This is a genomic window from Microbacterium sp. NPDC055442 (genome assembly GCF_053644215.1).
In genome coordinates this window covers 71,538-90,922 of sequence record NZ_JBSHLF010000007.1, presented here as the reverse complement: position 1 = coordinate 90,922, position 19,385 = coordinate 71,538, and the positions used below count along the sequence as shown (strand labels likewise).

The 19,385-nt window shown below is 65.9% G+C and carries 24 protein-coding genes; 20 read left to right on the top strand and 4 right to left on the bottom strand.

The window, feature by feature from the left end; translation table 11 throughout:
* Nucleotides 1-6: 6 nt before the first annotated feature.
* The 4 genes from ACWIBS_RS14780 to ACWIBS_RS14765 are packed head-to-tail and all read right to left on the bottom strand — an operon-like array spanning nucleotide 7 to nucleotide 2,171.
* Nucleotides 7-585, bottom strand: a complete 579-nt coding sequence (locus tag ACWIBS_RS14780; RefSeq protein ID WP_376127322.1) for a hypothetical protein — start codon at nucleotides 583-585, stop codon at nucleotides 7-9.
* A 3-nt stretch (nucleotides 586-588) separates the two neighbouring features.
* Entirely contained in the window at nucleotides 589-891 is a 303-nt protein-coding gene (locus tag ACWIBS_RS14775; RefSeq protein ID WP_376127324.1) for a hypothetical protein, read from the bottom strand.
* Nucleotides 892-918: 27 nt separating this feature from the next.
* Complete coding sequence (locus ACWIBS_RS14770) at nucleotides 919-1,923, bottom strand: conjugal transfer protein (RefSeq protein ID WP_376127326.1); 1,005 nt, start codon at nucleotides 1,921-1,923, stop codon at nucleotides 919-921.
* Entirely contained in the window at nucleotides 1,920-2,171 is a 252-nt protein-coding gene (locus tag ACWIBS_RS14765; protein WP_071044835.1) for a hypothetical protein, read from the bottom strand. The genes ACWIBS_RS14770 and ACWIBS_RS14765 overlap by 4 nt, the downstream gene beginning before the upstream one ends.
* Nucleotides 2,172-2,431: 260 nt before the next feature.
* On the opposite strand from ACWIBS_RS14765, the gene ACWIBS_RS14760 reads away from it, so the two are divergent.
* The 20 genes from ACWIBS_RS14760 to ACWIBS_RS14665 all read left to right on the top strand — a co-directional run bounded on the left by ACWIBS_RS14760 (nucleotide 2,432) and on the right by ACWIBS_RS14665 (nucleotide 19,313).
* The gene (locus ACWIBS_RS14760) at nucleotides 2,432-3,157 is read left to right on the top strand and encodes a hypothetical protein (RefSeq protein WP_376127328.1); all 726 of its coding nucleotides are present in this window, start codon (nucleotides 2,432-2,434) and stop codon (nucleotides 3,155-3,157) included.
* 2 nt (nucleotides 3,158-3,159) lie between these two features.
* The gene (locus ACWIBS_RS14755; RefSeq protein ID WP_376127330.1) at nucleotides 3,160-3,348 is read left to right on the top strand and encodes a hypothetical protein; all 189 of its coding nucleotides are present in this window, start codon (nucleotides 3,160-3,162) and stop codon (nucleotides 3,346-3,348) included.
* Between the two features lie 52 nt (nucleotides 3,349-3,400).
* The gene (locus ACWIBS_RS14750; protein WP_376127332.1) at nucleotides 3,401-3,718 is read left to right on the top strand and encodes an ArsR/SmtB family transcription factor; all 318 of its coding nucleotides are present in this window, start codon (nucleotides 3,401-3,403) and stop codon (nucleotides 3,716-3,718) included.
* Nucleotides 3,719-4,033: 315 nt separating this feature from the next.
* Nucleotides 4,034-4,735, top strand: a complete 702-nt coding sequence (locus ACWIBS_RS14745; RefSeq protein WP_376127334.1) for an SAF domain-containing protein — start codon at nucleotides 4,034-4,036, stop codon at nucleotides 4,733-4,735.
* Nucleotides 4,736-4,830: 95 nt separating this feature from the next.
* Nucleotides 4,831-5,574 carry a hypothetical protein gene (locus tag ACWIBS_RS14740; RefSeq protein WP_376127336.1) on the top strand — a complete coding sequence of 248 codons (744 nt, stop codon included), beginning with the start codon at nucleotides 4,831-4,833 and terminating at the stop codon, nucleotides 5,572-5,574.
* A 1-nt stretch (nucleotide 5,575) separates the two neighbouring features.
* Nucleotides 5,576-7,213: an ATPase, T2SS/T4P/T4SS family gene (locus tag ACWIBS_RS14735; protein ID WP_376127338.1), complete on the top strand. Its 1,638-nt coding sequence runs from the start codon at nucleotides 5,576-5,578 to the stop codon at nucleotides 7,211-7,213.
* Entirely contained in the window at nucleotides 7,210-8,085 is an 876-nt protein-coding gene (locus tag ACWIBS_RS14730; RefSeq protein ID WP_376127339.1) for a type II secretion system F family protein, read from the top strand. Before ACWIBS_RS14735 ends, ACWIBS_RS14730 begins: the two co-directional genes overlap by 4 nt.
* Complete coding sequence (locus ACWIBS_RS14725; RefSeq protein WP_376127341.1) at nucleotides 8,082-8,966, top strand: hypothetical protein; 885 nt, start codon at nucleotides 8,082-8,084, stop codon at nucleotides 8,964-8,966. The genes ACWIBS_RS14730 and ACWIBS_RS14725 overlap by 4 nt, the downstream gene beginning before the upstream one ends.
* Nucleotides 8,967-9,005: 39 nt before the next feature.
* The gene (locus tag ACWIBS_RS14720) at nucleotides 9,006-9,248 is read left to right on the top strand and encodes a hypothetical protein (protein WP_376127343.1); all 243 of its coding nucleotides are present in this window, start codon (nucleotides 9,006-9,008) and stop codon (nucleotides 9,246-9,248) included.
* A 7-nt stretch (nucleotides 9,249-9,255) separates the two neighbouring features.
* Nucleotides 9,256-9,654, top strand: coding sequence for a hypothetical protein (locus ACWIBS_RS14715; RefSeq protein ID WP_376127345.1), 399 nt, complete (start codon nucleotides 9,256-9,258; stop codon nucleotides 9,652-9,654).
* A complete protein-coding gene (locus ACWIBS_RS14710; protein ID WP_376127347.1) occupies nucleotides 9,636-10,091 on the top strand; it encodes a hypothetical protein in 456 nt (151 codons plus the stop codon). The genes ACWIBS_RS14715 and ACWIBS_RS14710 overlap by 19 nt, the downstream gene beginning before the upstream one ends.
* A 7-nt stretch (nucleotides 10,092-10,098) precedes the next feature.
* Entirely contained in the window at nucleotides 10,099-10,473 is a 375-nt protein-coding gene (locus ACWIBS_RS14705) for a DUF3060 domain-containing protein (RefSeq protein WP_075807116.1), read from the top strand.
* A gap of 9 nt (nucleotides 10,474-10,482) precedes the next feature.
* Nucleotides 10,483-11,139, top strand: coding sequence for a hypothetical protein (locus ACWIBS_RS14700; RefSeq protein ID WP_376127349.1), 657 nt, complete (start codon nucleotides 10,483-10,485; stop codon nucleotides 11,137-11,139).
* 410 nt (nucleotides 11,140-11,549) lie between these two features.
* Nucleotides 11,550-12,173 (top strand): hypothetical protein, encoded by a 624-nt coding sequence (locus tag ACWIBS_RS14695; protein ID WP_376127351.1) that lies wholly within the window; start codon nucleotides 11,550-11,552, stop codon nucleotides 12,171-12,173.
* Nucleotides 12,174-13,303: 1,130 nt separating this feature from the next.
* The gene (locus ACWIBS_RS14690; RefSeq protein WP_376127353.1) at nucleotides 13,304-15,346 is read left to right on the top strand and encodes a hypothetical protein; all 2,043 of its coding nucleotides are present in this window, start codon (nucleotides 13,304-13,306) and stop codon (nucleotides 15,344-15,346) included.
* A complete protein-coding gene (locus ACWIBS_RS14685) occupies nucleotides 15,343-15,906 on the top strand; it encodes a prepilin peptidase (RefSeq protein WP_376127355.1) in 564 nt (187 codons plus the stop codon). Before ACWIBS_RS14690 ends, ACWIBS_RS14685 begins: the two co-directional genes overlap by 4 nt.
* A 142-nt stretch (nucleotides 15,907-16,048) precedes the next feature.
* Nucleotides 16,049-16,309, top strand: coding sequence for a hypothetical protein (locus tag ACWIBS_RS14680; protein ID WP_376127357.1), 261 nt, complete (start codon nucleotides 16,049-16,051; stop codon nucleotides 16,307-16,309).
* Complete coding sequence (locus tag ACWIBS_RS14675; RefSeq protein WP_452325339.1) at nucleotides 16,293-17,396, top strand: zeta toxin family protein; 1,104 nt, start codon at nucleotides 16,293-16,295, stop codon at nucleotides 17,394-17,396. Before ACWIBS_RS14680 ends, ACWIBS_RS14675 begins: the two co-directional genes overlap by 17 nt.
* A gap of 36 nt (nucleotides 17,397-17,432) precedes the next feature.
* Entirely contained in the window at nucleotides 17,433-18,479 is a 1,047-nt protein-coding gene (locus tag ACWIBS_RS14670; RefSeq protein ID WP_376127361.1) for a PDDEXK nuclease domain-containing protein, read from the top strand.
* A 6-nt stretch (nucleotides 18,480-18,485) separates the two neighbouring features.
* Complete coding sequence (locus tag ACWIBS_RS14665) at nucleotides 18,486-19,313, top strand: hypothetical protein (protein ID WP_376127363.1); 828 nt, start codon at nucleotides 18,486-18,488, stop codon at nucleotides 19,311-19,313.
* The last annotated feature ends 72 nt before the right edge of the window (nucleotides 19,314-19,385 follow it).

Here is a 19,385-nt window from a genome sequence, read left to right as displayed (position 1 = left end):
CGGCTCCTAGCTGTTGGTGGAGTTGACCTGGGTGAGCAGCCGCTCGAGGCCAGTCGCGGGTCGGTGCGCCGGGGTGGTGATCGGCGCGGGCGGCGTGAGGGAGACGTCGCGGCGGGGCCGCGGGGTCTTCGTCGGGTACGGCGGGAGGTTGGCGCCCACCGGCGCGGGAGGGGGGACCAGCGATACAGGCTGTTCGGGGGGAAGCACACGCGTGCCGCCTCCCGCGCCGTGAGGTGCAGCGAGTCGGATCACCTGCCCCTGGTACTTCCCCCCGAATGGCTTGAACATCGCGGCCGCGGCGTCCAGGAACGCGAACAGCAGATTGCGCCTGGTCATCGGCAGCCGGCCCACCAACCAGGTGACAGCGAACGCGAGAACGGCTGTCATCAGGATGTCGAGGAGGATCTCGCCCGTGCTCCACAGCAGACCGCGAGTGGCGAACATCGCCAGCAGCACAGCACCGCCCACCCCTACCTGGGTGAGCGTGTACGGGCCGCCGGGAATGCGCGAGCCGTCGTTCATCCGGCCGATCATCTTGGGGAATCGGCGGGACTTCGTGTAGAAGCGGGCGGTCTCCTGGGGCACGGGTTACACCGCCGGTTCGGCGAGCTCCGGAAGCGCCCAGACCCCCACCTCGTCGGAGGTGAGCTGAATGGCCGGGGCGGCGTTGACCTCAGTGTTGAGGCGGTCGGAGAAGAGCTGGATGCCGCCGTTGACGAGCATCACGACCACCGCGGCCGCGAGGCCGGTGACGATGATCTTGCCCCACTTGAGGTTGGTCATGATCGCGACGCCGATGACGACGACGATCGCGAGGAAGACGACAGCGACCTGCGCGACGGTGGTCCACGATGCGAAGAGACCGATGAGCCAGTCGGAGAGAGATTCCATGAGTGCTGTTCCTTTCAGGAGACCCGCTCAGCGCGAGGGGGTCGGGGTGGGTGTGGATTTGCTGGAGGTTGCTCCGGTGGAGCGCTCCTGTGGTGCGAGATCGACGGTTGTCGTCTCCCATCGGCCATCACGCGCGGTGAGCGTGAGTGCGTAGGTCGTGGTCAGCCGCTGACCGGAGGCGCTGGTCACATCCGCGGTCGCGAACACGTGCACGACGTCGCCGCCGGCGGGCGTTTCGGACGCCTCTTTGTCGCTGCGGACGTCGGTGACTTTGAGCTCCTGGTATGGGGCGGGAAGGACGGCGTTGATCGTGGAACCGGGGGAGATGACTCGGGTGATGTCCCCGGAACCGGCGAGGTAGGCCGCCAGGAATGCTTCGACCGTCGCGCGGGCGGGCGTGTTGGGGGAAACGGTCTTGGTGTACGGCATCTGCACGTTCGCGGAATCGCGGAGCGGTGCGGCGACCGGGGTGGGTAGTGCCACCACGGCCAAGCCGGCGTCGGCGATGCGAACGGGAACGGAGAAGTAGCGGCGCGGCCAGAACGTCAGGCCGTCGTCGGAGGTCATGTCGTACTCCTCGACATTGGCCGCCACCACCACGCTGACCACGCCGGTCTCGTCGACGGGGTCGATGGACACGACGCCGAGGTCTCGGTAGACCCACGCTGATTCACTGAGCATCGACGTGGTCGACTCGTCGATGTAGTCCAGGAGGGTGCCGGGCTGCTGTCGTGTCGCGCTGAGCCAGGCGCCGACGAAGCCCGTCGCGTAGGCGCCGGCTTGCTGCTGGGCTACCGTCAGCCCGCCCTCGGCGGTCGAGACGGCTGCGGCAGGTTTGGCGGGAGGCAGCAGCAGCTGCATTCCGAGCGCGAGCACACCGCAGGCGATGCCGAGGTACAGCAGACCCGTGACGGCCTTCTGACCCAGGCTCCTCCCGTACGACCAACTGGAACCTTCGACCGTCGTCTGGGCGATCGGAGCGGCGGCGTCCGGGCCGGCGGACGCCGCCGCAGTCTTGCGAAGCTTTTTCATGAGGCCTCCTCAGCCGTATCGGGAGAGCCGGTCAGACGGCGGAACTTCGACGCGGCGTCGCGGTAGCGGTCCGAGTTGAGGAACGCCAACGCCCGCTGGTGTGTGGTGGGCGAGAAGAGCCCCTCGTGAAGGTCCAGGGCGATGTCCTGCCCCTCGTCGTAGACGCCCAGTACGGTCGCGTTCTCCCCGAGCTGTGTCAGCAGTTCGGCGCCGATGACCGCATCGTCCTGGCCCTCGCTTGAGCTCATCTCTCGCTCTCCTCGTCGTTTACGGCGGGAGCGTCACGGCTCCCTCACCTACAAGGGGTGGGCGCTGCGAGGCGAAGTGGACAAACTCGCTGAACTTTTTCTGCGGCCGGGGATACACGCCCGCGATCGCTGCAAACACGCGGAACAGCACCAGCAGTCACGCAGAGATCTCGCTGCCGCAACCACCCCGGATACACGCAGGGGTACACGCCGCGTGAGGACCGTCGTGTGGGACCACATCCGTCAACCCGGGAGTCCCCATGTCGATCACCAGCACGCGGCCGGCGCCGCTGATGACCCGCCTCAACAGCGAATGGACCACACAGATCGCCGCGAAGGAGTACGAGTTCGGCAGCCTCGGGTTCCACACCGCCGGCGCCCTGCTCGAGCAGATCCGCACCACCAAAGGTGCCGCCCAAGACGCGCTGCTCTACGAGCTCGTCACCCTGGCCCACCAAGGGGACCGCACCGCTGAACGCGTCGTCCTGCAGTCTCTGATTCCCGCAGCGCAGCGCATGGCCCACCGAGTGCGATCACTGGACGACTTCGATCGCCACGACCGCGTCGGCTACGCCATCGGCGCCGCATGGGAGTCCATCCAGAAGTACAAGCTGCACCTGCACGCGCGAGTGATGGCCAATCTGACCATGAACATGCTGGGCATCCTCGCCCCGGAGAAGACCGCCAACGACCGGCTCATCGCCGACAAGACGGCACCGATGGCCGCGGACGTTCTGGAGATCGAAGCCGGCGCTTGGCAGGAGCCGGAGCGCACTCCGGAGGAGCAGCTCGCCAACCTGTTCACCTGGGCCCTCGACATCAAGCTCGTCACCACGGACGAGCTCGCGCTTCTCTCACGCACCGCCCTTAGCGATGAGAAGCACGCCGACATCGCCAGCGAGCTGGGGCTGTCCACAGCCTGCCTCCGCAAGCGCGCCGACCGGATCCGCGCCCGCATCGCCACCGCCGTCCAGGAAGGACTGTGACCATGAGCTCGCTGCACGAGAGCCGTTGGGAGCTCGCGTTCACGTACGCCTCCGCACCCGCCTCCATGATCGACAATCCCGAACGATTCGCCGACGAGTACGAAGCGATGAGTGAAGACCTCGACAACGTCATCTTCTACCCCGATCGACCGCTCCCCACCCCGGAGGACTTCGCGTACTTTTACGCGTGATCCCCTCACGGCAGCTGCAGTGCAGCGTCACCCCGCTGGCACAATGGCCAGCATGCCCGAAGACTCCCCCGACCTTCTCGCTGATCTGGTCAAGACGATTGGACTATCGTCCTCTCGGGTCGGAATCATCCGCATCGCATATCGAGACGGTCAGGTCACCGCAGACCAACTCATGGACCAGCTTGGCATCGCGCGCAGCACTCTCACCTTCCACATCAAGCCCCTCGTCGACGCCGGCATCCTCATCCCCGAGATGGATCCGACCCGCGTCGGGAAGGCATCCGGATTCAACCGCCTGATCTGGCGGGTGAACCGGGAAGCTGTGGATCAACGCCTCCAGATCATGACCGCGTTGATCACTGGCAGCTGATCGACCCGCGGGCGCGTCACAGGAACCCGCGTGCTCGGTGCGTCGTGGTTCTGCTGCCACACCCTCCTGCCGGCGACCCCGAGAAGCTCACAACAGACTTGTCCCCCGTTCGGGGGACAGATTGTTGTTCTCGGTCGACATAGCTTTCCCCACCTCAAGCCAAGCGGCTTTCGATGGGATCGAAGGCGGGGTTAGGCTGTCTGCAATTCGCTCCTGGGGGGCAGCGGGCGCGAGCTCGGCACAGCCAATATGTCGACTCTCGGTTCCCGCTCCCGCCCCTTGTGGGTAGAGGACGACCTAAACGAAAGGACGACGGTGAGCACAGCAACCGACACCGCTCCGGCTGAGAAGAAGGCGGACAAGTCCCGCTCCCGCGGTCAGAGCTCCGCCGACACTGCGGCCGTGCCACCAGTCCGCACACGACGCTCTGGCATCTGGCTCGCCGCTGCCATCGTGCTGATCCTTCTCGGTGCCATCGGAGGCGCCTTCGTGTACACGACGGCCAGCAACACCGAGCAGGTCTTCGTCGCCGCCAGCACCATCGCCCGCGGCGACACGATCGAACGCGACGACCTCACCACAATCGCCTTGGCCGCAGGGCAGACCACACAGGCCATCCCCGTCACTCGAGCAAACGACGTCATCGGCAAGATCGCCACCGGCAACATCGCCGTCGGCGGGATGATCACAGAGAGCGACCTCACAACCACCCTCCCCGTCCCCTCCGGACAGGCGCTCGTCGGCCTCGAGCTCAAGAGCAGCCAGCTGCCCGCGCAAGCCCTGGTCGGAGGCGATGAGATCGTCATCGTGCCCGTCGCGACCCAATCCGCCACCGGACTACCGACCACGGTCGATCCGTCCACCACAGTTCAGGCCACCGTCTCCCAAGTGAGAACCTCCGCGAACACCACCGGCACCGTCGTCGTCGACGTCTACGTCGACGCACGCTCGGCCGCGAACGTGACCAGCCTCGCCGCGGCTGGCGGCGTCGCCATCTACCTCGCCCCGGGGAACTGACCGTGGCAGTTATCGCCCTGACCAGCATCAGCGGATCCCCCGGTGTGAGCACGGCCGCTCTTGCTCTTGGCGTGCACTGGCCGCGACCCGTTGTAGTGATCGAAGCCGACACCAATGCGGTCACCAGCGCGATGCCCGGCTTCTTCCGGTCCAACCTGCTCCCCGAACTCGGTGGGATCGAGAAAGTTCAACTCGCCTACAGCCGTGGCATCCTCACCCCCGAAGATCTCCTCGACCCGGACCGCTACCTCGCGATCGCTGTCCACGAACTGCCGCCCATCAAGGCGGCACCGATCCCCGCACTTCCTCCACAACACAAGATGTGGGTCGTCCCCGGCTTCTTCCACCTGAGCATCGCTGACGGCGTCAGCGGACTGTGGGCCAGACTGCCCGAGCTGCTGCGGTCGCTCTCCGAAGCGGGCATCGACGTCATTCTCGATCTCGGCAGACTCGGCCGTGACGACGTTCGCCTCCCACTGATCGACACTGCCGACCGGGTCCTCATCTGCGCGCACTCGACCATGGTCGACCTGAACCGCGTGTACCGCCGCCTCGAGATCCCCGACCTCGCCCAGCGGATCGGTGTGGTCGACGACGAGAAGTTCCTCGTACTGCTCACCGAAGCGGTCGCCGAGCAGCTGCCCGCCTCGGACTTCACCACCAACGTGCTGCCGGTACTCGGTGTGCTGCCCTTCGACCCGCAAGGTGCGGCCACGTTCTCCGTCGGGCGCCCGGACATCAAACCCAGTCGGAACAGCTACCGCCAGCGGATCCGCAGCGTGATCACCTCCCTGGGCAGCATCATCGGTTACAGCGATCTCGATCGGAGCGCCAGCTGACATGAGCGACGAATCCATTCCCGAGGTCCAGATCAGCACTCGCCCTTTCCTTGGCGACCTGCTCTCAAGCGCCCCAGACGTCACCTCGCGCACCAGCGGCAACACCGCGGCCGAGAACCCGCACCTGTTCGCCGCGGCAACCGGCCGCGCGCACCTGCACCGGGTCGCCGAAGATGAGCGACCCACCGTCGCCGCACCCACCGCGGCAGTGCTTCCCGACAACTACCAGATGCCTGCTCCTGCCTCGCCGGCACCGGCGACCCGACGTAACCCCGCTGTCGCGCCGGTGACCGTCGTCGAGGCACTTCTTGACGACGTCGACTGGAACGCCGTCGACACGCTCACCAAGCAGCTCACCCTCAATGAGGACGGCGCCGGACGCACACGCGCCGAGTTCGATGTGGCCATCGCATCGGCCGGTCCCGAGACCCCGTTCGAGGAGCAGTCCCTCTCGGAAATCACCCGACTGGTCACCCGGCACGCCGAGTGGCGCGTGGTCAACCTGGGAAGCGACAACGAGTGGTCCCCACGAAAGCGCGCGCAGCACGTGCAAGCCGTGTTCGACAACGCATTCCGCTACGGAAGGCTGCAGCAGTACCTGCGTGAACCCGATGTGGAAGACGTCAGCGTCGTCGGCCACGACAACGTCATGGTCACCAAGGCGAGCGGTCGTCGGGAGCAACGGCCACCGCTCACCGAACACGCCGGCGACCTCGAGCAGATGATCTCCGACATCGCATCCTGGCGCGGCCGCTCCTTCTCCCGGCCCGGCGGCCACCTCGACCTAGATATCGGCGGTGCACGCCTTTCGGCTACCGGCGTGCCGATCACGAGCGTGCCCAACCTCACCATCCGCAAGCACAACCTCGTGGACGTCGACCTCGACGACATGGTCAACATCGGCACCATCACCGACAAGATGAAGACCTTCCTCACCCTCGCCTCACGCGCGAATTGCTCGGCACTGATCGCCGGATTCCCCGGTACCGGAAAGACGACGTTCCTGCGGGCATGGATGGCGACCGTGCCGTGGGACGAGAAGATCGTCACCATCGAAACGGAGCGCGAGCTCTACCTCAATAAGGGCGCCAGGCACGCCCAGGTGCAGGACCTGCAGTACATGCCGGCCATGTTCTCGGGGACGGACGTGACTGCGTCCTACAGCCTGAGCGACGCCTTCTACGAGTCGCTACGCTCGTCCGCGCAGCGAATCCTCTACGGCGAGATGCGCGGCCCAGAGTCCGGATGGGCGATGAAGGCCATGCAGGCAGGCCGCGGCTCGATCTCCACGATCCACGCCCGCAGCGCCGACGACGCAATCCACCGCTTCGCCGACATGCTCATGAGCGAATACGGTCTGGCAACCGACTCCGTGCCCCTGCGCCAGATCCTCCGCAGCATCGACATCATCATCTACCTCGACTTCGTCGAGAACAGCGACGGAACCCGCACCCGCATCGTCTCCGAAATCGCCGAAGTCCGACCGAACGACCGGCTCGAACCCATGGCCGCCAAGCTCTTCCAGTGGGACTGGGACAAGGGCATCTACACCGAACCCGAGCGCCCCACCGAAGACAAGCTGCGCCCGATGCTCGAGCGGGCAAGCCGCACCAGCGGAATCCCCTGGGAGGCGCGATGATCCTGCCCGCAGCAATCGCCGGCGCCATCCTCCTGGCCGGCCTCGTCATGATCGTCGCCTACTTCCGGCCCGCACCGCCCAAGCCGCAGAAGCACGTCAAGACGCAGGCCACGCTCGTCCAGCGTTGGCGGCGAGTAAGCCGAGCAACACGACTGCGCCTCATCATCGGTCTTGTCGTCGGCCTGCTCGCAGCACTCATCACCGCACTCCCGCTTCTGATCATCATCGTCCCCGCCGCGATCGTCGGGCTCCCGCTGCTCCTGGGCAAACAGGACACCCGCGAGCAGCAGCTCATCATCGCCCTCGAGGCGTGGGCGCGATCGCTCGCGTCTACTGCCGACACCGGCAGGTACACCCTCCGCGAGGTAATCGGCATCACCCGCGGCGCCACCCCACCGCTGCTGCGCGGCGCTGTCGACCGGCTCCACGCGCGCATGTCTACCTCCTGGACAGCCGCCGAAGCATTCAAGGCCTTCGCCGACGAGCTCGACAGCGCCTACGTCGACGAGGTCACCGTCTATCTGATCCAGGCCGCCCAGTTCAACGCCGGCGGACTCGCCCGAGCGCTCTCCGCCGTCGCCGACACCCTCGCGATTCAGGCCAAGCAGCGGATGGAGATCTTCAACGAGAGGGAGAAGCCGCGCCGCACCATGCAAGTGATGACCGGCATCGTCGCCCTGGTGCTCGTCGGACTCGTTGTGTTCTCCGGCACGCCGACGATCGCGTTCTACCGAACCCCCGTCGGTCAGGTCGCACTTCTGGTCATCATCGGCGTGTTCACCGGGATCCTCGCCTGGGCGAAATCCCAGACCCGCTTCCGTCCAGAATCCCGCATCGTGCTCAGCAAAACCCCGCTGGAGGTCGAGCGATGAACCCCGTGCTCCTGGCCATCATCCCCGGGCTCATCGCCGGCGCCGGCCTGGCCGTCCTGATGCTCACCTACGCTCCGCGCACCATCCGTGCCGGCGACGCGCTCACCCGCCTGGGCGAAGTCTCGATCCCCAGCGCAACGCCCGTCAAAAACCTCGCCGGCTGGGACAAAGCTGGCGCCTGGGTCTCCCGCCGCGCTCCCAGCATCCCCTTCTTCTCCGCGCCCACCGCCGAGCTCGACCTGCTCGAGATCCCCGTTGCTCAGTTCTACGCGGACAAGCTCAAGATGGCGGCGATCGGCTTCGCCATCCCGCTCGGATTCGCTGCCATCCTGCAACTGGGCGGCCTGAGCTTCCCGCTCCCCGTCCTGTTCGCCCCGATCCTCGCCTTCATCTTCTGGATCATCCCGGACTCCAATGTGCGCTCCAAGACGAAGGAGGCGCGACGCGAGTTCACCAGGTTCGTGACCGTCTACCTGCAGCTGGTCGCCGTCGCACTCCTCGGGAACACCACGGCGGACGCAGCTCTCACCTCCGCCGCATCCGTCTCCGACTCCTGGGTGTTTCGTCGGATCCGCCGCGAGTACCAAGCAGCCGAACTCACCCGCACCAGCAAGTGGGACGCTCTCGAGCGGCTCGGAGTCACCGTCGGCGTCCCCGCGCTCGTCGACATGGCGCGCACTATGCGCCTGTCCGAAGCTCGCGTCGGACTGCGTGAGCAGCTCCTCTCGGCCTGCGACATGCTCCGGGCACAAGTCGCAGCATCCGACAAGGATGCTGCCGAGAGGGTCACCAGCAAGATGGACATCCCCGTCTACTGCACCATCATCCCGATCCTCGCCCTGATGATCGTCCCGTCCGTACTTCAACTCGCCAGCATCTGAACCACCTGCACCACCCACCACCGAAAGGAAACCCACATCATGAGCACCATCACAGACAAGGCCACCAAGGTCTCGGACAAGGTCAACCAGGCAGTCATCACCACGCAGGCACGGGTACGCGAAGGCGTCGACCGCCTCACCGAGCAGCCCGAGTCCGGCCTGGACGACGCCGCCTGGAAGGCGATCTGGATCACCGTCGGCGGCGCCGCGGCGATCGCCATCGCGACCTTCATCTTCACCTGGGGTCAGGGGTACATCCAGGACCGCCTCAACGGGTTCTGATTCACGCATGCGCACATGGCTCCAGACCACCAGAAGAAGGCTGGCGGGGGAGGAGGGATACGCCTCGACGGCGATCCTCGTCCCCGCCAGCCTGATTCTGCTGTTCTTGGGCCTGCAGGCTGCGACCTGGTACCTCGGCACCGATGCCGCCAACACCGCAGCTCAAGCCGGCTACACGGTCGCGCGCGCCTACGAGTCCGACGGAACCGCCGGCATCGCTACGGCAGACCAGCTGCTCGATGGCACCGGGCTGCTCATCAACCCGCAGGTCGCGGTGAACCGTACGGCCGACACTGTGACCGTGACGGTGACCGGGCAGCCGGTATCCCTCATCCCCGGTGTGACTTTCCCAACCATCACGCGCAGCCACACGGGGCCCGTCGAGAGATGGGTGCCGGCACCATGAAGACGATCCGGCGGATCATCCGCAGCGAAGCCGGAGATCTCGATGACCTCCCCGGCTGGACCATCCTCGCCCTCTCCGCGCTCACCCTCATCGGACTAATCGTCTACGCCGGCCGCGGCGGCGCAGCCGCCAACACCGTGCAAGCAGCCGCGTACGCCGCCGCACGAGACGCATCCATCTCCCGCACCGTCGAAGAAGCCGTTCCCCACGCCCAAGCCGCGGCCGCAGCTGCACTCGGGAGCAACGTCACCTGCATCGACCTCGACATCGAGATCGGAGGCAACGGCCTCAGCACCGGCATCGGCCAGACAGGAACCGTAACAGCGACCGTCGCATGCACGATCGCGACAGCCGACATCTCATTCCCAGGTATGCCGGGATCAATCACGATCACCAAGACCGCCAGCAGCCCCGTAGACCCGTACAGAGAGAGGTGACCAGACCATGAAGTACATCCCCATGTGGCTCGGATTCTTCGTCGCCCTCATCATCATCGCCGGCATCGTCGTAGACGGTCAGGGCAAGACACAGACCTTCCAGCAGGCGCTCACCGTCGCCCAATCGGCAGCCAGAGCCGGAACCAACGCCGCCACCGGCAACTCCGTCAACGGCGACGCATTCAACCTCTCCATCCCCGCCGCGGTCAACGCCGCCGAAAACTACATCACCGCAGCAGGTGCCACAGGCACCGTCACCGTCAACGGCAACGAGGTCTTCGTCACCGTCGACATGACCTACACGCCACGTATCCTCGGCTCAATCGGCCTCGGCCCACTGCCTGTTCAAGCAACCGGATCCGCAGTACTCATCGACGACTAGGAACAACGCATGAAGACCACCCGGAAGACCGCCGCGATCACCCTCATGGTCGCCGCCGCCCTCGCGATGGCCGCGTGCACCCCCACCGCGCCGACCGACCCCACGACATCCCCCACAGCCTCGCCCACGGCGACAAGCACTCCCACCCCCACCCCAGAAGCAGCGCCTACTCAGAGCCCGGTGTCTGCACCCACTACGCAGCAGGAAGCGATCACCGGCGCCAGCAACACGATTCAGCAGTATCTCGCCGCGTCGTTCGCTCTAGCGCAGAATCCTGACCTCGGTGAGTCGTATCTAGACGGGTTCCTAGTGCAGGGGTCGCCTCAGGCGAAAGTCATTCGTGACACCGTAGCTCACAACATCGAGATCGGCCTTCGGCAGACCGGGTCGCCCACAACCTGGAAAACCAACGACGCCATGTCGTATGCATCGCAGTCGACGAACGCGGCAACTGGCGAGAAGTTCGAGTTTGGGGCGGCCATTATCTATGGCTGTGCAGACAACACCAGTTGGACATTTGAGGTGCCAGAGGGGCAGGTGGCGCCCGAGATCCCGAGGGGATCTTTCCCGAATCAGTACACGCTCATCTATGAGCAGACAGCTCAAGTTTGGCTGATCCAGGAGAACGTCTCGCTGCGTGACCAAGACGGGGCTCCGACATGTTGAGAGCCGCTCGTAGATCGCGCACAGCGGCCGGGCTACTGGCGGTTGTAGGCGTCGTTCTGACCATACTGGTCATGACCTCATCACCTGCCGCGGCCAATGATTGCAGGTACAACGACGTTGGCGAGTGGGTCTGTGACGTTGAGGTCGGACAGCCGGGCACCCCAGGCACTCCTGGCGGAGGCGGAGGAACCGCTCCCGCTGATTTTACTCCCGGGCCGACGTCGTGCATCTGGGACGGAGTACCCGGCTCTGAAGAGCCGGAGCTGCAGACGAAGGAACTTCCATGCTCATCGGGGGATGGCTATTGGTCGAACGAACGCCAGTGCTATTGGTCGATCGACGATCCTCAGCGTCCTGCACCGAACGGAAAGAGTAGGAACGTCGGCGCCTATTACAGCTGCGACCCACACGTGCCAAATGCGTCCTTCTGCGGCACGGTCCTGGCGTGCTACGGCATCTCGACCTGGCTGGACGCTCCTCCTCCGGGCATCACTCGCTATACGCCGGCGCAGGCGGCCGGCATGCTCGTGCGCACGTTCGTGCTCCAGCCGATCACGATCGGGATGGCTCCGGAGAGCAAGGTCCACACCGACGACCCTGCCGGCACCGCGGCGTATCGGCGCACGTGGGTCGGCATCCCGGTCTGGCTGTGGGTCGACAGCACCTCAGAGAGCACGTGGGGGCCTCTCACCCGGACGGCGACCTATGGCGGCGTCACCGTTACCGCGACCGCGCAGGTGCAATCTCTGACCTGGTCGTCGGGCGACGGGCAGACGGTCAACTGCGGTGTCGGCACGCCGTTCAACGCAGCGGCCATGGCCGATCAGCTGGCAGTCGACTCCCCGACCTGCGGGTTCCGGTATCAGCGAACATCCGGCTCCGGCACGTTCACCGTTTCGGCGTCGACTACCTGGGTCGTGCAGTGGAACGGTGGCGGGGAGAACGGCACGATCGCGATGCCCACGACCACCTCGAGCGCGCAGGTTCGGGTGGGCGAGCTCCAGTCTGTCAACACCGCCAACTACGGTGACTGAACAGCCTGGCTGATCGGAAGGGCAATAGCGTGATCAAACTGCTGCGAGGCTTGGGCTCTCTGATCGTCATCGGTGCGCTGCTCGTCGGTGTACCGATTGCGCTGGTGACCATCGCCGGGAACCCGCTGCCCTCACCTGAACAGTGGCAGGCGATCTTCACCCTCACCCCCGATTACGGGTGGGTCATCACCACGACGAAGGTCCTTCCGCTGCTTTGTTGGATCGCGTGGGCTGCGTTCGCCGGTCCTCTGCTGGTCGAGATCTTCGCAGGCATCGCGGGACGTCCGACTCGCAAGAGGGTGGGAGTGTTCCGAGGCCAGCAGCGGGTGGCTGCCTCGCTGGTCGCTGCGGTCGCGGTCATGCTCACCGGCTTTGGAGCGATTGGTACCACTACTCCGGCGGCCGCGGCGGACTTCTCTCAGTCCGTTTCTGTCTCCACGGTTGCTACGGCGCCCGCGCAGAGCAGCCCAGCTCCATCAGTTGCAACGACAACTCCCGAGACGGCCGCACCGATTGCGGCGGAATCGCCAGCGCCGGCCTTCGTGTACACGACGGTGTCCCACGCAGTTGTCCGCGGCGACACGCTGTGGGATCTCGCGGAGAACTACTACGGCGACGGTCGGCGCTACCCGGAGATCTTCGAGGCGAATAGGGGAGTGGTGCAGTCGGATGGTCGCGCCCTCAGCGACCCGGATCTGATCATCACGGGATGGACGCTCGCAGTCCCTAATGTCCAGGTCGAGCAGGCTCCGCCGTCGCCGGCACCCGAGCTTCCCCCGTCGGGCACAGATGACTCTACGAGCTCTGATTCACTCGATGAGGGCACGGACACGGGGGCAGATGCAGGCGGAGCTGGCGCGGATTCTGCCGGCGGCGCCGGCGGTGCGGGAGCAGGAGCGGGAGCAGGAGCAGGTAGTCAGTCAGACTCCTCGGCGAGTGACACCTCGGCGTCCACTGAGGAAGCCTCCACGTCCAACACCGACGTCAACGAGGCAGATGACGCGGAGTCCTTGATCCCGCTCGCGACCGCTGGCGGCGCTGTCGGGCTGCTTCTGGCGGGTCTACTCGCCGCGATTGGGACGAGGCGACTACGGCAGCGCCGGCAGCGCGCGGCCGGCGAGCGTATCGCGATGCCCGAGCAGGCCGCGGCCGACCTCGAGCTGGAAATGCGACTGGTTGAGAACCCGATCGGCGTCGAGGACATCGACAACGCGCTGCGCGGGCTCCAGGAATGGGCGGAGAACACGGGATCGGTTCTGCCGGAGCTGCTCGCAGTTCGCCTCGCTGATGATGAGATCGCCGTCTACCTGACACAACCGGCCGACCTCCCCGAGCCGTTCGAACCTGCCCACCCCGACCGCACGGCCTGGGTGGTCCGCCCGGGACGAGCAACACCGCCGACTCGACCGACCGTCTCCCCATACCCGGCCCTGACGACAATCGGCACCGACGACGCCGGAGGGGTCCTCCTTCTCGACCTGGAACAGATCGGCTCTCTCAACGTCGTCGGTGACGCGGAGACCGCACGTGGAGTGCTCACAGCGATCGCCGTCGAGCTCGCCGTCAATCCGTGGTCCGATCAGATCCAGGTAACCCTGGTGGGGATGCCACACGGACTCGCGCACGAGATCGGCACATTCCGCATCCAACACGTCGACGACGTACCGGCATTGCTCCGCAACCTTCGCGCTGACATGGACGACCGCCGCGCCGCCCTCGACAGCTACGGCGTCGACGACGTACACCAAGCCCGGGTCCGCGCCACGGAGATGGAGTCGTGGGCACCGCACATCGTCATCCTCGGCGAAGAGCCAGCAGAGCATCTCCGCGCCGAGCTCGCCGAACTGGTAGCACGCATGCCCCGCCTCGGCATCGCGACGGTCGCCAGCGGCGACGCCATCGCCGCCGGCTCGACCGTCGTCATCACGGACCGAACCACGGCCGAGTACCGGTCCGGCGGCCAGCTGCCGCCGCTGCCCTTCCACCCGCAGATCCTGGCGGGTGAAGAGCTGGAACTCATCCAGAACCTCTTCGACACCACGACACGCGAGTCGATCCCGGCTGACCTTCCCATCGAGAATCACATCGACGAGCGGCCTCCCTTGGAAGAGCAGACGGCCGCTCCCGAAGCCACGGAGACCGCTGGCGAGCTCGCCGAGGAGACAGAGACCCCTGTCGCCGAGATACCCACCGTGAACACTCCTGCCGAGGAGGTCGCGGTCGGCTCGGTCGACGAGACCGCTGTAGAACCCGACCTCTCCAGCGAGGAACCCGCATCCGGGTCGGCATCTTCCGACGTCGACGACGCGGCAAGCCTTCCCGAGCCAGATGCGGCTACCGCCGTCGATTCGACCTCCAGCGTCAGCGTCGAGCCTGCCACCGAGGGGCTGGACCCTGCGGCGACCGTTCAGGCGCCGGAATGGCCCGCACCCTACGTCCGACTGCTCGGCACGATCGACGTGCTCAACGTCGCAGATGCCGACAGCCTCCCGGGCCGTGGCGTCGAGATGATGGCCTACCTGCTGCTGCACAACGGCCAGGTTCCCGGTGCCCAGCTGCAGAAGGCGTTCTGGCCGGATAAGTACGAGCCGTCGAATAACAACGCGCGCCAGCTGGCCAAGCATCTGAGGAACGCTCTCGGCAGCGACCCTGAGGGGCACAAGCTGCTCCCCGAGGGTCGTAACGACGTCGGGTTCCGGATCCACCCGGCCATCCGGAGTGACTGGGATGACTTCCGCGAGCTCATCGGACCGGACCTCAAGGTCACTCCGAACGAGGACCTCATTGCCGCTATCCGTCTCGTCCGCGGCCAGCCCTTGACCCCGGCCCGCAATCGTCGCGGATGGTGGGTGTGGCGCTCGTTGCTCGAGGAGCAGATGATCGCCGCGGTGCTGGATGCCGCTGACGAGCTCGCCCACCGGGCACTTCGCCATGGAGAGATCGATCAGGCGCGGTTCGCGGCGCGTATCGCCCAATCAGCCGATCCGCTCAACGAAGCCGGATGGCGCCTCGAGTTGGAGGCGGCCATGCGCGCAGGCAGCGCAACAGAGTTCTCCCGTGTCGTCGACGAACTCTACGCACGTCCCGGGGGTGGCGATCCTGACTACGAGCTCGACGAGGCGACCCAACGACTTATCGACGCTGCGCAGACGAAGCTCGCGGGAACCCGATGACCGTGGTGGAGGCTGCTCCCTCGACTAGAGGGCGAGCGGCGGGCGTCTACGTGACGGCGACCGCGGGCGGGCTCATCCTCGCGTCGATCGCATACCTCAACGTCCAGATCTACGCCTGGGTCGCGCTGGCTTGCTTCGCAGCTGCCGCTGCAACCATTGCCGCGGTGGACGTGCGGACCCGTCTCCTGCCCAATCGCTTCACTGGTCCACTCGTCGTCGCCGCAGCTGTACAGGTGGCGGCGATGAGCGTGCAGCAGATGGATCTCTGGATCGCCATCGGTGCGGTGATCGCAGCGGCCGTGGTGTTCGCCGCCTACGTAGCGATGGGCATGGCGGGCTGGTTCGGTTTCGGTGACGCCAAGTTCGCGGCAGGGCTGGCGCTCTTCGCAGGGATCTTCGCGGGCTGGTTCGCGATTTACGCCGTGCCGCTGGCTGTACTTCTCAGCGGTGCGGAACGAGCGATCAGGCTCGCTCGAGGTGGAGATCGCCGCGCTCACGCGCATGGTCCCGCGATCGCGATCGCTGCGATCGCGGTGGCGGCGATCGGCATCGTCACCTGAGTTTGTCGAGCGAGGCTGCCGGCTTCCACCCCTTGTAGGGGAAGGGAGTTCTGATGTCCCGCAACGGAAACCTTATCGAATATAACCCGTCCTGTCGTATGATGGGGCCATGGACATGATGGTTGTGGAGGAGGTGATCAGGATGACCACTACTACCCCACTCGAGCTCGCTCAGCAGTACAGCGAGGGCGAGATCTCGCGTTCGCAGCTGCTCGAGGTGCTGGCGGTGTACCCATACGCGCCACGAGAGCGCATCGCGCCGCCGTTCGACGACCCGGTGATGACGACGCCCGGCTCGTTCGAGGAGATCGGCTCGGCGCTGGCCTGCGACTTCATCGACGACGAGCTCTACGACGAGATCGCGGATGCCGTGAGGGAGCACAACGGTGGCCGCCTTCCCTGATCACATCGACTTCGAGGGCCGCAGACTGCTGCTCGAGCAGCTGGGCGCCCCAGGTGGTCCGCTCGCAGATGACACCGCAAGTTCCACGATTCACAACTCGACCTGGTTCGAGGAGGGCATTCAACCCTCTACTCAGCGGAAGGCCGTGCACCGAGAGATCCGCAACACGTTCCGCGCCCAACGTCCCAATGTGAAGCGTGAGCGTCGCGCGATCGTTCTCGCCGGGCCACCCGGCGCCGGCAAGTCCTCCGCCCGGAAAAAGCTCATCGCTGACATGGGTTCCTCCGACGAGGACTGGCGGGATCTGAACGCGGACGACTTCAAGGATCAGCTGCTCCTGCGAGCGGCCAGAGACGGATCGATCGACCGCGAGCTCGCTCCGCCGGGAACGGAGGCTCTGACCCCGCGAGAACGCGCCTCCCTCGTGCACGAAGAGTCCTCTTTGCTGATGAAGCAGGAGCGGGATCGTGCGATCCTGCGCGGAGAGAACATCATCCTCGACGGGACGCTCGCGAACGAGCCCAAAGCCTTCGCGATGCTCGAGGTGCTGCACAAGCGCGGATACGCCGTCGACATCATCGTCGTCGACGGGCCGAAGCCCGTCACGAAAGCACGGGCGGAGTACCGGTGGCGCAGCGAACACATCGAGAGCCTCAAGCCCGACGCCACAGCGACCGAGCAGCTCGGAGGTCGAGCCGTTCCTCCCGGCTTCATCGACAAGCTGTACGAAAACGATGAGCAGTCGATCTGCTCCGGGATCGCCAAGCGTGTAGCCGAGGCGAACTCGAACGTGGTCAGCTTCCAGCGGTACGCCGTCGACAAACCGGAGGCCGCTCCCGAGCTGGTCGAGAAGTACTCCGGCAAGCGAGACGACGGACGTTGGTCGCGAAAGTGGGCCCTCCGACGGGCTGCACCCCCGCTCGAGATCTCGGAAGCACCTGCCGTCCATTCACCCTCTGCATCTCCTGCTGCCATCGCATCGTCTACCGAAGCCGGAGGGGACGGTCACACCTGGGTCCAGGCGCACACCCGCAACGGCCGCGAAATCGAGGGCCACTACCGAAAGCCACCGTCACCGCGGCGGTGAGCCGCTGTCGGCAATGTGAAATGGGAGGCTGAGCAAGTGAGCGAACTGGAACCGAGCGACTACGCGACGACTCTCGAGGAACTCAAGGGTCGTGTACACGCCGCCCGGCTGCGGGTACAGCGCAGAGCCAACAACGAGTTGCTGCAGCTGTGGTGGCACGTCGGCCAGACCATTCGCACGCGGCGATCCCAGGAGGCCTGGGGCACGAACGTTCTCGACCGGCTCGCAAGAGATCTTCGCACCGAGTTCCCCACGATGAAGGGCTTCTCGACCGCCAATCTGCGGTACATGAGGCGCTTCGCCGAGGCATGGCCCGATCTCGATGCAATTCGCCAACGACCCGTTGGCGAATTGCCGTGGGGTCATGTCATCGAGCTGCTCGACAAGCTCGACGACCAACAGCAGCGGGACTGGTACGCCGCGAAAGACGCCCATCACGGGTGGAGCCGCCCGGTCCTCGCACATCAAATCACCACGAAGCTGCACGAGCGAGAAGCGGCCGCGCCGACGAACTTCGCCGGCGCGCTCGAACGGATCGACTCAGACCAGGCGCAGGAGCTCACGAAAGACCCGTACGCGCTGCAATTCCTCGCCGTCGACGGCGATGCCTCTGAACGCGAACTCGAGCAACGCATGGTCGACCGGATCCTCGACACAATGCAAGAGCTTGGACCCGGGTTCGCGTTCGTCGGCCGCCAAGTTCACTTCGACATCGAAGGCGACGACTTCTACGTCGACCTGCTGTTCTTTCACGTCGAGCAACTTCGCTACATCGTCATCGAGCTCAAGACCACGAAGTTCGACCCTCGCGACGCCGGCCAGCTCGGGTTCTACGTCGCGGTCGTCGACGACCGCTTGCGAATCCATGACAAGCACCAGCCGACCGTCGGCATCCTGCTCGTCGCCGGCAAGAACGACACGGTCGTCCGCTATGCGCTCGCGTCGACGACGCAGCCGGTCGCTGTGAGCCGATACGAGCTCACCGAGGATGCGCAGCAGGCGCTTCCGGACGAGGAAACCATCGCCCGCGCCTTCGCGGACGAGCTCGCGCGCGACGTCGACGAGGGTGACGCCGGGGAGTAGGCGCCGGTGGACGTCGCGAGGAACGCCGCGGGTGATCTCGTCACCCTCGAGCAAGTGCGCGGCCAGGCGGTGATTCCCACCCTGTGGTGCCCCGGTGGGCTTCCAGGCGGTGAGGAGTGCGGCGCCGAGGTCTGGACGACCGCGTTGCACAGCACGAAGAAGGCGGCCGCGTTCGCAGCGCACCACGGCGAGGGCTGCGATGAGGGCTCCATCCGGTCCAAAGACCGCCGCGGCGACGCCGGCCATCAGTACGAGCAGGGACCACGGCCGACGCGCTGGCGGATGCGGCTCGGTGTCGCCGAGCCGTCTGCAGGACCGGATGGTCGTCGTCGTCCGGATCCGAACCGACCCGGGCAGCTGACACGCCGCTTCCGCACCGAACAGGCACAAGATCAGACCGACATTGCCGATCAACGATCCTTCTCCACGATGCTGGTCAACCTGGTCGCCGGCACGATGCCTCCGGGCCTCGAGCTCGTCCTTGGCGCCCAGGACCCAGTGGCGGCCGACAGCGTCATCGTCCATGCCCGGGACGCGTCGATCGCGGCATGCCTCAACACCGACCTCATCATCTGGGGACGGGTCGCCGGCTACACCCACACCAGGTGGGAGGGGCTGATGATCCGGCTCAACGGAGCCGCCGATCAGGTTGCGATCCTCGTCGACAAGCAGAACCTCAACCGGCTCCACATCACCGACGCAGACGCTCTCATAGGGCGGCACGTCATCGCCTACGGCCGGTACACACTCCCTGAGGGGTCGAGGAGACCGCACGTCCGCGCCACACGCGCAACCGTCGCATTCAACCCACGTGTGATCCGTCGGCGCCACTGACTTTCGGGCCCGAAGTGCCCAGTCGTACGCGTCGCATTACCGCGTACGCCGGCCGTCAGCCGATGAGCAGCA

Excerpts from the sequence above, each read along its gene's own strand:
- ACWIBS_RS14775 (WP_376127324.1), bottom strand. The coding sequence starts at position 891 with ATGGAATCTCTCTCCGACTGGCTCATCGGTCTCTTCGCATCGTGGACC.
- ACWIBS_RS14770 (WP_376127326.1), bottom strand. The coding sequence starts at position 1,923 with ATGAAAAAGCTTCGCAAGACTGCGGCGGCGTCCGCCGGCCCGGACGCC.
- ACWIBS_RS14765 (WP_071044835.1), bottom strand. The coding sequence starts at position 2,171 with ATGAGCTCAAGCGAGGGCCAGGACGATGCGGTCATCGGCGCCGAACTG.
- ACWIBS_RS14760 (WP_376127328.1), top strand. The coding sequence starts at position 2,432 with ATGTCGATCACCAGCACGCGGCCGGCGCCGCTGATGACCCGCCTCAAC.
- ACWIBS_RS14755 (WP_376127330.1), top strand. The coding sequence starts at position 3,160 with ATGAGCTCGCTGCACGAGAGCCGTTGGGAGCTCGCGTTCACGTACGCC.
- ACWIBS_RS14750 (WP_376127332.1), top strand. The coding sequence starts at position 3,401 with ATGCCCGAAGACTCCCCCGACCTTCTCGCTGATCTGGTCAAGACGATT.
- ACWIBS_RS14735 (WP_376127338.1), top strand. The coding sequence starts at position 5,576 with ATGAGCGACGAATCCATTCCCGAGGTCCAGATCAGCACTCGCCCTTTC.
- ACWIBS_RS14730 (WP_376127339.1), top strand. The coding sequence starts at position 7,210 with ATGATCCTGCCCGCAGCAATCGCCGGCGCCATCCTCCTGGCCGGCCTC.
- ACWIBS_RS14725 (WP_376127341.1), top strand. The coding sequence starts at position 8,082 with ATGAACCCCGTGCTCCTGGCCATCATCCCCGGGCTCATCGCCGGCGCC.
- ACWIBS_RS14720 (WP_376127343.1), top strand. The coding sequence starts at position 9,006 with ATGAGCACCATCACAGACAAGGCCACCAAGGTCTCGGACAAGGTCAAC.
- ACWIBS_RS14715 (WP_376127345.1), top strand. The coding sequence starts at position 9,256 with ATGCGCACATGGCTCCAGACCACCAGAAGAAGGCTGGCGGGGGAGGAG.
- ACWIBS_RS14710 (WP_376127347.1), top strand. The coding sequence starts at position 9,636 with ATGGGTGCCGGCACCATGAAGACGATCCGGCGGATCATCCGCAGCGAA.
- ACWIBS_RS14705 (WP_075807116.1), top strand. The coding sequence starts at position 10,099 with ATGAAGTACATCCCCATGTGGCTCGGATTCTTCGTCGCCCTCATCATC.
- ACWIBS_RS14700 (WP_376127349.1), top strand. The coding sequence starts at position 10,483 with ATGAAGACCACCCGGAAGACCGCCGCGATCACCCTCATGGTCGCCGCC.
- ACWIBS_RS14690 (WP_376127353.1), top strand. The coding sequence starts at position 13,304 with ATGCCCGAGCAGGCCGCGGCCGACCTCGAGCTGGAAATGCGACTGGTT.
- ACWIBS_RS14685 (WP_376127355.1), top strand. The coding sequence starts at position 15,343 with ATGACCGTGGTGGAGGCTGCTCCCTCGACTAGAGGGCGAGCGGCGGGC.
- ACWIBS_RS14680 (WP_376127357.1), top strand. The coding sequence starts at position 16,049 with ATGACCACTACTACCCCACTCGAGCTCGCTCAGCAGTACAGCGAGGGC.